5 protein-coding genes are annotated in these 14,510 nt (G+C 42.8%); 4 read left to right on the top strand and 1 reads right to left on the bottom strand.

What is annotated here, in order from left to right; genetic code table 11:
* The first annotated feature begins 67 nt into the window (after positions 1–67).
* The 4 genes from O3640_RS04710 (at position 68) to O3640_RS04695 (ending at position 12,396) form a co-directional block, all read left to right on the top strand.
* Entirely contained in the window at positions 68–1,234 is a 1,167-nt protein-coding gene (locus O3640_RS04710; protein ID WP_008808930.1) for an AI-2E family transporter, read from the top strand.
* The gene (locus O3640_RS04705) at positions 1,224–2,459 is read left to right on the top strand and encodes a tetratricopeptide repeat protein (protein ID WP_020992664.1); all 1,236 of its coding nucleotides are present in this window, start codon (positions 1,224–1,226) and stop codon (positions 2,457–2,459) included. Before O3640_RS04710 ends, O3640_RS04705 begins: the two co-directional genes overlap by 11 nt.
* A gap of 120 nt (positions 2,460–2,579) precedes the next feature.
* Positions 2,580–3,299, top strand: coding sequence for an acetolactate decarboxylase (budA, locus tag O3640_RS04700; RefSeq protein ID WP_008808928.1), 720 nt, complete (start codon positions 2,580–2,582; stop codon positions 3,297–3,299).
* 319 nt (positions 3,300–3,618) lie between these two features.
* Positions 3,619–12,396: a CshA/CshB family fibrillar adhesin-related protein gene (locus O3640_RS04695; RefSeq protein WP_268723177.1), complete on the top strand. Its 8,778-nt coding sequence runs from the start codon at positions 3,619–3,621 to the stop codon at positions 12,394–12,396.
* Between the two features lie 77 nt (positions 12,397–12,473).
* Here O3640_RS04695 and fbpA read toward each other — a convergent pair whose 3' ends face one another.
* Positions 12,474–14,126 carry an Rqc2 family fibronectin-binding protein FbpA gene (fbpA, locus tag O3640_RS04690; protein WP_125366996.1) on the bottom strand — a complete coding sequence of 551 codons (1,653 nt, stop codon included), beginning with the start codon at positions 14,124–14,126 and terminating at the stop codon, positions 12,474–12,476.
* Positions 14,127–14,510 lie beyond the last annotated feature (384 nt).

Below are 14,510 nucleotides of genomic sequence, written 5' to 3'. Positions count from 1 at the left end.
TTAGTTTCATCGGGAGTTTTTCTGTAAAAAATGCTACAATAAGAAGATAAAAGAAAAGGAGAGAAGGATGGAACCTAAAGAAAAAGAATTTAGCATGAGTTGGTTTTTTAGATGGTTTTTGGATAATAAAGCCATTACGGTTTTCTTAGTTTGTTTATTGATTGGACTCAATCTCTTGGTCTTGAGTAAAATTAGTTTTGTTTTCACCCCTATTATTGAGTTTATTTCGGTTATTATGTTACCAGTGATTCTGGCAGGTTTGCTCTATTATTTGCTCAATCCTCTGGTAGACATGATGGAAAAGCGGAAGATCAATCGTTTAGTAGCTATTACGATTGTTTTTGTATTGATTACTGTGCTTTTGATTTGGGGTTTGGCAGTTGTCATTCCAAACCTTCAGACTCAGATTGTTAGCTTTTTTAGGAACATGCCTGCTTATCTCAAGCAATCTAAAAAAATAATTGATGATTTACTGGATAGCCGCTTGTCTGAAGAGTTTCGTCCACAGATTGAGCAAGTTACGGATAATATTTCTTCTCAATTAACTACTTGGGCAAGTAACTTTTCTGCTCGGGCAGTTAACTGGGCAAGTAACTTTGTCAGTGCTGCTTCTCAAGTTATTGTTGCTGTCATTATTATGCCTTTCATTCTATTCTACCTCCTTCGAGATGGGAAAAATTTGAAAGGCTATGTAACTCAGTTCCTACCTAAGAAATTACGTGAGCCGGTTGGTCAAGTTTTGTCTGAAGTGAATAGTCAGTTAGCTAATTATGTTCGCGGACAGATAACTGTTGCAATCATTGTTGCCTTTATGTTTATGATTCTCTTTAAGATTATTGGCCTGCGCTATGGAGTGACCTTAGCAGTCGTGGCCGGTGTTCTCAACTTGGTTCCGTATTTAGGAAGTTTTTTAGCTATGTTACCAGCGCTTGTTTTGGGACTGATTGCGGGACCTGTTATGCTCTTGAAAGTTATCATTGTCTTTATTGTGGAGCAAACAATAGAAGGACGTTTTGTCTCTCCTCTTATTTTAGGTAGTCAATTAAGTATTCATCCGATTACTATTCTCTTTGTACTCTTAACATCTGGATCAATGTTTGGAATTTGGGGTGTCTTATTGGGAATTCCAGTCTACGCTTCTGCAAAAGTGGTGATTACAGCTATCTTTAAGTGGTACAAAGTAGTGAGTGGTTTGTATGATGATGAAGTAGAGGAAGAAGTAAGTGAAAAATAGTGAGAAAATGCTGTCTGCCATTGAGGCTCAGGATTTAGTGCAAGCAGAACAGTGGTTTGAAAAAGCCTTGTTAGAGGATAGTGATTCTATCTTATTGGACCTAGCAGAATATTTAGAAAGTATCGGCTTCTTTTTACAAGCCAAGCGTATCTATAATAAACTGGCTCCCCTTTATCCGCAGGTTAATCTAAATTTGGCAGCTATTGCCAGTGAAGATGGAGACTTAGAGGAAGCTTTTGGCTACTTGGAAGAAGTCAGATCGAACGATCCGTGGTATGTCAATGCTCTTTTGATTAAGGCAGATTTATACCAGATGGAAGGTCTGCCTGATGTAGCGCGTGAGAAACTAGTTGAAGCCAGTCAATTAAGTGACGATCCTATCATTACCTTTGGAATGGCTGAAATAGATTTCGAATTAGGCAATTTCACACAGGCGATCAAGGAATATGCCAGTCTTGATAATCGGACAATTTATGAGCAGACAGGGATCTCAACCTACCAGAGAATAGGGGTGAGCTATGCTAGCTTAGGAAAGTTTGAAGCTGCCATTGAATTTCTTCAAAAGGCTATCGAATTAGAATATGACGAATCTGCAGTATTTGAATTGGCCGTGATCCTTTACGATCAAGAAGACTATCAGAAGGCGAATCTCTATTTCAAGCAATTGGACACTCTTTCACCGGATTTCGAAGGTTATGAATATATCTATGCACTGTCTCTTCATGCAGACCATCAAGCTGAGGAGGCTCTATTCATGGCTCAGCAAGGTTTGAATAAAAATCCGTTTGATAGCCAGCTAGCACTATTAGCCTCGCAAGTTTCCTATGAACTTCATGATACTGAAAAAGCAGAGAGCTATCTATTAGATGCCTGGGATAATGCTGATGATTTAGAAGAGCTAGCTCTGCGCCTGACTAACCTTTATCTAGAACAGGAGAGATATGAAGATATTCTTGCTTTGGAGGATCAGGATTGGGATAATGTGTTGACTCGATGGAACATAGCTCGAAGTTATCAGGCTTTGGAGAACATAGAAAAAGCTCGAGAGCTCTATGGAGAATTGCATAGGGATTTGAGAGATAATCCAGAATTTTTGGAAGAATACATTTACCTGTTGAGAGAATGTGGCGAGCTTGAAAGAGCCAAACAAGAAGCTCAGCACTATTTGAGTCTGGTGCCAGATGACAGTGCAATGCAAGAATTTTATGATAGCCTAGACTGTTAAATTTTTTATAATTAATTGTAAAAGCATATCATCTAGATATGTTTTTTTGCAATTATAAAATTTTGTGTTATACTAATTTTGCTTTATAAGAGAAGATGAAAGAAGAGTAGAGGATTAAAAATGTTTGAACCAGTTAAATTATTTCAATATAATACTTTGGGTGCATTGATGTCTGGTCTTTATGGTGGGACAATGACGATTGGTGAGTTGCTTCACTATGGTGATTTAGGTATAGGTACTTTGGATTCTATTGACGGCGAGCTGATTGTTTTAGATGGTAAGGCTTATCAAGCTAAGGGATCTGGAGAAGTGCCAGAAGTAGTTGAGGTGGATCCGTCAGAGAAGGTTCCTTATGCAGCGGTAGTCCCTCACAAGGCAGAGGTGATTTTCCGCCAGCGTTTTGAAATGAATGATAAGGAGCTGGAGGAGAGAATTGAGTCCTATTATGATGGGGAAAATCTTTTTCGTTCCATCAAGATTCATGGCGACTTTTCTCATATGCGAGTTCGCATGATTCCTAAGTCAACGTCAGACCGAAAGTTTGCAGAAGTTGCTGTTAACCAACCTGAATACAGCAAGGAAAATGTAACTGGGACAATCGTTGGTATCTGGACACCAGAGATTTTTCATGGAGTCAGCTTAGCAGGTTATCATCTTCATTTTGTATCAGACGATTTAAGCTTCGGTGGACATGTCATGGACTTTGTAATCAAAGAGGGTATTGTTGAACTTGGAGCAATTGACCAGTTAGATCAACGTTTCCCTGTTCAGGATCGTGACTATCTATTTGCCAAATTCAATATGGATGAAATGAAAGAAGATATTGATCAAGTAGAATAATAAGATAAATTCCTTGGCCAGCAGCCTAAATTTAGGTTAGTTTGGTCAGGGCTTTTATTTTGTAAGATAAAGGAGAATAATAGGGATTTAATCAATGCGATTTTATAGATCAAGTAAGTAAATTGTATCAATTCATTTCTAATGTTCATACTGTCAAGTATAGGCTAGACAATTTCTTTTTATAATGGTCTGTAATATATAATGTTTGCTGAGCCCTTTCAAAGTATCGAAAATCTAATTTTTTAGTGTATTTATATAGCCAAACAGAAAAAAATGCTGTATAATAGCTTGGAATATAATTAATAGTTAGGAGATCATTATGGGAAAAGATTTGTTTAATCCACACCTGCGTAAGTTTTCTATTCGAAAACTAAACATTGGTGTTTGTTCTGTGCTCTTGTCAACCTTGATTCTTTTGGGGGCGGCAAGTCAGGTTAGCGCTGATGAAACAAGTGCTTCTAATGTCCAAAATGAGGTCGCTCGAACCGACCTTGCTGAACCATCATCAACTGCTACAGCACCAGTAGTTTCTGAAGCTTCACAAAATTCAGGAACTACTTTAGCAACTACAGTTACTGAGGCACCACAATCAGTTGAGAATACTGCACCTACAAACTCAGCTCCAGAGTCTAATGAGAAACCAAAGGACGAGCAGCCAGTAGCTTCTGAAACACCTCAGCCTTCAGCTGAGAAGCCAATTGCCCCTGCAGAGGTTAAGCCTGCAGAGAATGCTAATCCAGTTTCAACTGTAGCTAGCTCAGAAGCTGTAAGTACTTCAACAGCTACAGAACAACCAGTAGCGATTAGGGAAGCTACACAACCTACACGTTCTCGTCGAGCACGTCGAGACGCTACACCTACAGGTTTACGAGATGGCGATCCAAATAATACTATTGAAAAACCAACTTTAGCGGATTCTGAAAAGAAGAGACCAGCAGACCTAGTGAAACAGATCAACTGGCTAGATTTTGGTGATTCTCAGGCGTTTAGAAATCTTGATACCGACGGCTCTCTTAAAGTAGGTAGTGTGTATGAGAAAGAAATTTCTCCGGGCTATGTAGTTAAATTAACAGTTACAGAACTAAAACCATTTCATTCTACAGAGATTTATCGTAACCGTGTAGCAGGCACTCAGTATGAAAATAGTTATGATCCTGATGCCAAAAACACATGGTTTAGATACGTGCCTGCGGACTATAATCGACAAGTTAAAGAAGGCGATTCTGCACGACCAAAAATCATTGGTGCTCCTATGAACCAATGGACATCTCTACGTGAACAGGGGATTGATACTAATGGCCGTAAGACTCAGTTACAAGTACCTAAAAATGGTGCTAGCTATGGTGTGAAGTTTAAGGTCGAAGCAACTTACCTTAACAAGCCAGTTAAAGCAACCGTCGTTATGGCGGATGGTGAAGAAGCTAACCCAGGTGAATATGCTATCTTTACTACAAATGGGCAAGGCTGGGAGCATCTAGCAGAATGGAAACGTGTTTCTCCAAGCGGTAAAGTAATTACCGAAACTTATGCGCCTATGAATCCTAACAGACTTGGTCAGTATATTGGTGATAACGCGACTACTCCAACAATTGACTGGACTAAATTCACTAACCCGGATCAAAGAACGGGTGGTTTAGGTTCACAAGTCTTTGGTCCTAACACTTCGAAGGATCATACAGTACCAATTGTGATGACTCGTGAAGCATCAGAGGTAGGTATTTATATTGCATCTTCTGGTCAGCAAGCTGCTATGATTGGTTTCATGGTTGTAGATACTGGGGATGCGCCTGAAAGCTATGGAAATGCAGTTCATGCTATTTCTGGTTACAATGCTGCTACGGGAGCACAAAATCCACAACCATATCTTGGTCGGAAGCCTGCGGATATTGATACAACTTCAGGAAACGATTGGACTCACGATGATAGCACTGATCACGCTGATGAAGGGATTGATCAGCTTTTACCATCAGACTTAGTTGGTAAGACTCATGACTTGTTCCAAGCAGATCGTCTTCGTGATGGTGATTATTCGCTTCGTTTCCATGCTTCAGCTAATGGAAATGAAAAAGCCTATGTTCGAGCTTGGATTGATTTTAACAATAACGGGAAATTTGACGAGAACGAAGCCAGTGAGTTTACTGAAGTCACTTCTGAAGGAGACTACACAGTTACTTTCAGAAATCATGCTCCAATGAATGACGACTCAGTCAAGAAGTTAGGGATGCGTGTTCGTATTGCCTTGAATCAAGGTGATATCGAGAAGCCTACCGGTACAGCCTTCAGTGGTGAAGTTGAAGACTTACAAGTCAACCTTACATACCCACCAAAGGGTGAGAAGAAGGAAACCAAGGGCTTACGCGATCAACAACAACAAGCAAGCCTACACTTCACATCTCGTGGTTATTCTAAAGAAGACGAGAATGCTAGAACAACGATTGATACTAATAAGGCGCCTGTTGTTTTAGATAATAATGGACGTGAATTAACGGCAGATGCAGAAGGTTGGTATACAACTGCAGAAGGCCGTTACAAAGTGACGCCAAATGGTGATAATGTCGATGTTGTTTTTGTTCCAAATGCTGGATACGTAGGGACTACATCAGGTATTAACATCCGTCGCTTTGATAGCAACGGTGCAAGCACTGAATGGACTGCAAAAAATAATTCAGAGCCTGTTGTCAATCAGCCACTAAATTCTATGGATGCTCGTTATGTTCCTACAGTAGTTGATTACACTGAACATCGTTCAACTGATGCCCAAGGTTTAGCGCAAGTAAAAGACATCTCATTTACAGATGGTAATCCAGCCAACACACCGGTTCAACCATCTGCAAGTAATCCTGCTACTTTCTTGGATGGAAATGGAGATCCTATCTCAGGAACTAGTATTCCTGCAACATCAGGTGGGAAAGAGGTTGGTACCTTCAACTTAGATCCAACTACAGGTCGAGTAACCTTTACCCCAAATAAATCATTTGTAGGAACTGTTGATCCGATTAAATTAAAAGTAAATGATGCAAGTGGTAATGATCACTTTGCAACTTATCAACCAACTGTTACCCGAGTTGTTCCAACATCTCAAAACGCAAGTTCTGAAGGTATTCAAGGGGCAGAACAATCTGGGAACTTGGTCTTTACTCCAGGTGATAACCGTGTTCCAATTGATGAATCAATTGCGCCAACCTTTGACAACGGTCAATCGACAAAAGAGGTTCCTGGTGTTGGAACTTATAAGGTGGATAGTACAGGCCGCGTTACATTCCAACCAGTTTCTGGATACTCTGGACGCCCAACTGCAGAAACCGTTAAGCGTGTAGATAAGAACGGAACAGAAGTAACAGCTACTTACCAAGCAGATGTTAAGGCAGCAACTCCAACAGGTCAAGGAGCAGAAACTACTGGACTTCAAGGTCAAAAACAAGATAGCCACCTCACCTTTACTCCTGGTCAAGCAACTATCAATGGTCAAAATGAGACTGTACCATTTGCACCAGAAGGTCCACAATTTGTGGTTAATGGACAAGTTCAACAAGGTAACAGCTTACCAGTACATGATGCTAGCGGTAAACTTCAAGGAACCTATACTGTTCAACCGAATGGGGATATTAGCTTCCAACCAGAACCTGATTTCTATGGTACACCAACTCCAGCAACCCTTCGTGTGACAGATAAGAATGGTTCTACTGCTGAAGCAGTATATCAACCTGCAGTGACTAGAGTCACTCCAACAAGTACAAATGATACCTCAACTGGTTTGCAAGGACAGCCGCAAAGCGGTAAGCCAACCTTTACAGCAGGTGATCCAGCTGTTCCATTGGATGACACAAAACCAATGACCTTTGAAGATGGTCAGTCAACGAAGACTGTTTCGGGTGTAGGTGTGTACGCTATTAACTCTGATGGATCTATTACCTTTACGCCTGACAAACAGTACGTTGGCACTCCAAATCCAGTCACAGTGAAACGTGTAGATAAGAACGGTACAGAAGTCACTGCGACTTATACCCCAACAGTAACCAAGGTAACACCAACTTCAATGGATGCCACTTCAAATGGTATCCAAGGTCAACCGCAAAAAGGTACCCCAACCTTCACAGAAGGTAACCCATTGGTTCCAATTGATGATACGAAACCAATGACCTTCGAAGACGGTCAGTCAACGAAAACAGTTCCAGGTGTAGGTGAATACAGCATCAATCCAGATGGATCTATTACCTTTACGCCGGATAAGAAGTACGTTGGTACTCCTAATCCAGTCACAGTGAAACGTGTAGATAAGAACGGTACAGAAGTTACTGCAACTTATACACCAACAGTGACTAAAGTGACACCAACTTCAAAGGATGCCACTTCAAATGGTATCCAAGGTCAACCGCAAAAAGGCACCCCAACCTTCACAGAAGGTAACCCATTGGTTCCGATTGATGATACGAAACCAATGACCTTCGAAGATGGTCAGTCAACAAAGACAGTTCCGGGTGTAGGTGAATACAGCATCAATCCAGATGGCTCTATTACCTTTACGCCAGAAAAACAATATGTTGGTACACCAACTCCAGTCACAGTGAAACGAGTGGATAAGAATGGTACAGAAGTTACCGCAACTTATACACCAACAGTGACCAAGGTCACTCCAACAGGCACTAATGCAACTAGCACAGGACCTCAAGGTGTCCCTCAAACTGGCACCCCAACCTTCCAAGGTGGTGATCCACTGGTTCCAATCGATGAAACCGTTGAACCAACCTTCGAAGATGGAAGTAAAGAGAAGTCTATTCCAGGACAAGGAACCTACACGATTGCGCCAGACGGAACAGTAACCTTCACTCCAGATAAGCAGTTTGTCGGAAACCCAGATCCAGTCACAGTGAAACGAGTGGATAAGAACGGCACTCCAGTCACTGCAACTTACAGTCCAGAATTTACTAAGGTAACACCGACTGGTACAGGTGATAAGACGGAAGGCCTGCAAGGTCAAGTCCAAGAAGGTAAAGTGACCTTCACTCTAGGCCATGACTCAGTTCCATTCTCAGCTGATTCAACTCCACTATTTGACAATGGTACAACTGTGAAAGAAGTGCCAAATATTGGTAAGTTCGAAGTGGATGCAGACGGTAAGGTGACCTTCACTCCTGACAAACAGTTCAAGGGTGAAACACCAGAGCTTGAATTGACTCGAGTGGATGCCAATGGGACTCCTGTTACCGTTAAGTATCAAGCAGTAGTGAAAGAAGTAACCCCAACTTCAACGGATGCCACTTCAAATGGTATCCAAGGTCAACCGCAAAAGGGTACCCCAACATTCCAAGGTGGTGACCCATTGGTTCCAATTGACGACACAAAACCAATGACTTTCGAAGATGGACAGTCAACGAAAACAGTTCCAGGTGTAGGTGAATACAGCATTAATCCAGATGGATCTATTACCTTTACGCCGGATAAGAAGTATGTTGGTACTCCTAATCCAGTCACAGTGAAACGTGTAGATAAGAACGGTACAGAAGTTACTGCAACTTATACACCAACAGTAACCAAGGTAACACCAACTTCAACGGATGCCACTTCAAATGGTATCCAAGGTCAACCGCAAAAGGGTACCCCAACCTTCACAGAAGGTAACCCATTGGTTCCAATTGATGATACGAAACCAATGACCTTCGAAGACGGACAGTCAACGAAAACAGTTCCAGGTGTAGGTGAATACAACATCAATCCAGATGGTTCTATTACCTTTACGCCAGACAAACAATATGTTGGTACTCCAGATCCAGTCACAGTGAAACGTGTGGATAAAAATGGTACAGAAGTCACTGCGACTTATACACCAACAGTGACTAAGGTGACACCAACCAGCACTAACGCAACCAGCACAGGTCCGCAGGGTGTTCCACAAACAGGAACTCCAAGCTTCCAAGGTGGCGATCCACTGGTTCCAATCGATGAAACCGTTGAACCAACCTTCGAAGATGGAAGCAAAGAGAAGAACATTCCAGGTCAAGGAACTTACACGATTGCGCCAGATGGAACTTTAACCTTTACTCCAGACAAGCAGTTTGTCGGAAAACCAAATCCAGTAACGGTTAAACGCGTGGATAAGAATGGTACCCCAGTCACTGCAACTTACAGTCCAGAATTCACTAAGGTCACTCCAACGAGCACTAACGCAACCAGCACAGGTCCGCAGGGTGTTCCACAAACAGGTACCCCAACCTTCCAAGGAGGTGACCCACTGGTTCCAATCGATGAAACAGTTGAGCCAACCTTCGCAGATGGAAGCAAAGAGAAGTCTATTCCAGGTCAAGGAACTTACACGATTGCGTCAGATGGTACAGTGACCTTTACTCCAGACAAGCAGTTTGTCGGAAAACCAAATCCAGTCACCGTGAAACGAGCGGATAAGAATGGTACAGAAGTGACTGCGACTTACAGTCCAGAGTTTACGAAAGTAACACCAACTGGTGCGGGAGATAAGACAGAGGGGCTTCAAGGTCAAGTACAAGAAGGTAAAGTGACCTTCACGCCTGGTCATGACTCTGTTCCATTCCCAGCTGATTCGACTCCACTATTTGACAATGGGACAGCTGTGAAAGAAGTGCCAAATGTTGGTAAGTTCGAAGTGGACGCAGATGGTAAGGTGACCTTCACTCCTGATAAACAGTTCAAGGGTGAAACACCAGAGCTTGAATTGACTCGTGTGGATGCCAACGGCACTCCTGTTACAGTCAAGTACCAAGCGGTGGTGAAAGAAGTGGTTCCAACCAGCACTAACGCAACCAGCACAGGTCCTCAAGGACTTCCGCAAACTGGTACTCCAACCTTCCAAGGTGGCGATCCACTGGTTCCAATTGATGAAACAGTTGAACCAACCTTCGCAGATGGAAGTAAAGAGAAGACCATTCCAGGTCAAGGAACTTACACCATTGCGCCAGATGGTACAGTAACCTTCACTCCAGACAAGCAGTTTGTAGGCAAACCAGATCCAGTTACAGTCAAACGTGTAGATAAGAATGGTACACCAGTGACTGCAACTTATAGTCCAGAGTTTACGAAAGTAACTCCTACAGGAACTGGCGCAACCAGCACAGGCCCTCAAGGCCTTCCACAAACAGGTACCCCAACTTTCCAAGGTGGCGACCCATTGGTTCCAATCGATGAAACCGTTGAACCAACCTTCGCAGATGGAAGCAAAGAGAAGTCTATTCCAGGTCAAGGAACCTACACGATTGCACAAGATGGAACTGTAACCTTCACCCCAGACAAGCAGTTTGTAGGCAAACCAGACCCAGTAACGGTTAAACGCGTGGATAAGAACGGTACTCCAGTCACTGCGACTTACAGTCCAGAGTTTACTAAGGTGACACCAACAGGAACTAACGCAACCAGCACAGGTCCTCAAGGCCTTCCACAAACTGGAACTCCAAGCTTCCAAGGTGGTGATCCACTGGTTCCAATTGATGAAACCGTTGAACCAACCTTCGAAGATGGAAGCAAAGAGAAGACCATTCCAGGTCAAGGAACTTACACCATTGCGTCAGACGGCACAGTAACCTTCACCCCAGACAAGCAGTTTGTAGGCAAACCAGATCCAGTAACTGTTAAGCGTGTGGATAAGAATGGCACTCCAGTCACTGCGACCTACAGTCCAGAGTTTACTAAGGTAACTCCAACCAGCACTAACGCAACCAGCACAGGTCCTCAAGGCCTTCCACAAACAGGTACCCCAACATTTGAAGGTGGCGATCCACTGGTTCCAATCGATGAAACGGTCGAACCAACTTTCGAAGATGGAAGCAAAGAGAAGAACATTCCAGGTCAAGGAACTTATACGATTGCGTCAGACGGCACAGTAACCTTCACCCCAGACAAGCAGTTTGTAGGCAAACCAGATCTAGTCACAGTGAAGCGAGTGGATAAGAATGGTACCCCAGTGACTGCGACTTACAGTCCAGAATTCATTAAGGTAACACCAATTGGCAAGGATGCTTCCTCTGAAAATATTAAGGGACTTGTTCAAACAGGTACTCCAACGTTTGAAGGTGGTAATCCACTTGTTCCAATTGATGAAACTGTAGCACCGACCTTCGAAGATGGCTCAACTGAAAAAGTGATTCCAGGAGAAGGAACCTATACAATCTCACCAGATGGCACAGTCACCTTCACTCCAGAAGCTGATTTTGTAGGAAAAGGAACAGGCGTAACGATTGTCCGCAAGGATAAGAACGGTACCCCAGTTACTGCAAGCTATCGCCCAACAGTTGTAGATCCATCTACTGGACAGGATACAACCTCTACAGGAGCTAAAGGCCAAATGCAAGTGTCAACCCCAGCGTTTGAAGGACATATTGATAGTACAGTTCCACCAACCTTTGAGGACGGTAGCACGACTATGGTTGTTCCAGGAGAAGGAAGCTATACAATTGATAAAGATGGTCACATTACCTTTACTCCAGAACCAGACTTTGTTGGTACAGCCAAAGGAGTGGTTGTAAAACGTTTGGATATTTATGGCAACGTTGTTACAGCGCAGTATACACCAACGGTCATCGGCAAAACACGAGTAGAAGATGTAACCTCAGATGGACTCAAGGGTCAAACACAGACTGGTAAACCAATCTTTGAAGGTGATGTAGACTTAACAGTAGCACCAACCTTTGAGGATGGCTCAACTGAAAAAGTTGTTCCAGGAGAAGGCACTTATACCATCTCACCAGACGGTGTTGTAACCTTTGTTCCAGAGCCAAACTTTGTTGGTACAGCTAAAGGAGTCGTTGTAATCCGTAAGGATCGCAATGGTCAAACAATTTCTGCAAGCTACACACCGAGAGTGACAGAAATTCCGGTCGTTCCAAACAGACCAAGTACTCCAGAACAACCAAAGGTTCCAGTAATTCCAGCTGAACCTGCGGTAGCAGTTCAAACACCAAAAGCTGAAGAGAGAGTTGAACCTGTTTATGTCGATCCAAAAGATGAAAAGGGAGTTCTTCCAAAAACAGGAAGTCAGACAAGTGATCAGACTGCTTCAGGCCTCTTAGCAGCCATTGCCAGCTTAACATTCTTTGGTTTAGCAAATCGGAAGAAGAAATCTGAAGAAGATTAAGAGAGATCAATGTCTCCGCATTCGACAGATTGAGTTAAGTTTAAAAGCGATTCGGAATATCCGAATCGCTTTTTTGGTTATTGAATTTTCATACTCTTGATTTTCTCTGCGTCAGGTGTAACGCGAAGGGTTTTCTGTCCTGTATAAGTGACAAATCCTGGCTTTCCACCAGTGGGCTTATTTAGCTTTTTAATCTCAATCATGTCTACTTGGACAAGATTGGAGAGTCTGGCCTTGGAAAAGTAGGCCGCTAGCTCGGCAGCGTCTGTCTTAACCTCATCACTGGGCTGAAGATTTCCTGTGATGACCACATGACTGCCTGGAATATCCTTGGCGTGAAACCAAAGCTCGTCTTTTTTGGCTATCTTAAAAGTCAGCTCATCATTTTGTAGATTGTTACGTCCAACCAGGATAATGGTTTGGCCATCTGTTGCCAGATATTTCTCCGGTTTCTTTCTTTTCTGGATTTTCTCTCTCTGGCGGCGGCGAATAAAACCAGTCTGGATTAGTTCCTCCCGAATTTCCGCAATCTCACTAAGACTGGCCTGAGCAAGGGCTGTTTCCACGCTCTCTAGGTAGAGAATCGTAGTCCGCGTCTCCTCAATCAAGCTAGTCAGGTGTTTGACGGCTTCCTTGAGCTTCTGGTAGCGTTTGAAATAACGCTGAGCATTTTGATTGGGGGTCAGGGCCTTGTCAAGTGTGATGAGGATCTTTTCACCTGTGTAGTAATTGTCCAGCTCCACCTGATCTTGGTCGTTAGGTACCTGATGGAGAAAGGTGGTCAAAAGTTCCCCTTTTTGGCGGAATTCTTCTGCATTCTCCGTTGCTAGGAGCTCTTCCTCTTGCTTGCCCAACTTTTTCCGGTTCTTTTCCAACTCATTTTCTACTCGGCGGATGAGTTCGCTGGCCTGCTGGTTAACTCGATCGCGCTCAGCCTTGTCCTTATAGAAAGTGTCCAAAAGCTCGGATAGTGTGGACAATTGGGTCTTACTGTCAGAAAATAGCAGAGCAGAGAAGGATTTTTCGGTCAGGCTAGGCTGAGTCGGACTGGCAAAAAATGCACGAAAAGTTTTGAGTTTATCAGTTGTCAGACGACCACTGAGTTCGGTAGCCGTATCCCGACCCAATCCCTGAAAAATTTGCTGAAGGCGTTTGGGCTCTATTTCCTCAGTCTGCAGGATTTGAAAGAGCTTTTCATCTCCCATAGTGAAAGGATTGAGACTGCCTGTCTGAGGCGGTGCGACATAAGTTGAGCCAGGTAAAATCGTTCGATAGCTATTTTGCGAAAATCCGACATGTTTGATGGCTTCAATAATCTTACCGCTAGCCTTATCCAAGAGAATGATATTGCTGTGCTTGCCCATGATTTCGATGACCAGAGTCACAGCCACGCTATCGCCGATTTCGTTCTTATTGGAGACGCTGATTTCCAAAATCCGGTCATTCTCAACTTGCTGGATTGCTTCAATGACAGCACCCTGCAGGTATTTGCGCATCACCATGATAAAGGTATTGGGAATAGCTGGATTTTCAAACGTGGTCTCTGTCAGCTGGACGCGTCCAAAGACCGAGTGGGCTGATAGGAGCAGCTTGAGGCTTTTGCGATTGCTGCGAATCTGTAAAACTAGCTCCTGTTCAAAAGGTTGATTAATCTTCTGGATGCGGCCGCCTACTAATTCGTGGCGCAACTCCTCAGTCATGTGATGTAAAAAAAATCCGTCGAAAGACATGCTTTTCTCCTTGAAAGTTACTATAGAAAATTATAACAAAAAACCAAGGTAAAAGCTCCCAATGAGATATCAAATTATTTGAGTTTTAATCGAAAATGGACTAGACAATAAAAATCCGAACATTTTACAAAAATTGTCAAAAAAGTCTTGACATCCTTTCAGGAAAAACATAAAATATAGGAAATTAGAAAAGTAGCAAACGACTTTGTTTTAAGCGAGCTTGTGGGTGGTGAAAACAAGTAGCAAATCTTTGCGAAATTGGGCTAATGATTAGAGTGTCTTTTGGTAATTTACTGATAAGCTAAAAGAATAAATGAATTCGAAACAATAAGAATTCGGTTGGCACACCTTACAGTGCAACTTGTTGGTAGACAAGGCAGAGAT

This window comes from Streptococcus sp. 27098_8_75 (assembly GCF_041432475.1).
GTDB classification, from domain to species: domain Bacteria; phylum Bacillota; class Bacilli; order Lactobacillales; family Streptococcaceae; genus Streptococcus; species Streptococcus gordonii.
Note: the sequence above shows the minus strand (reverse complement) of the source record. Positions and strands in the feature narration are given on the sequence as shown.

What these genes read in the sequence shown, in the direction of transcription:
- O3640_RS04710 (WP_008808930.1), top strand. Translation starts at nt 68, where the DNA reads ATGGAACCTAAAGAAAAAGAATTTAGCATGAGTTGGTTTTTTAGATGG.
- budA (WP_008808928.1), top strand. Translation starts at nt 2,580, where the DNA reads ATGTTTGAACCAGTTAAATTATTTCAATATAATACTTTGGGTGCATTG.
- O3640_RS04695 (WP_268723177.1), top strand. Translation starts at nt 3,619, where the DNA reads ATGGGAAAAGATTTGTTTAATCCACACCTGCGTAAGTTTTCTATTCGA.
- fbpA (WP_125366996.1), bottom strand. Translation starts at nt 14,126, where the DNA reads ATGTCTTTCGACGGATTTTTTTTACATCACATGACTGAGGAGTTGCGC.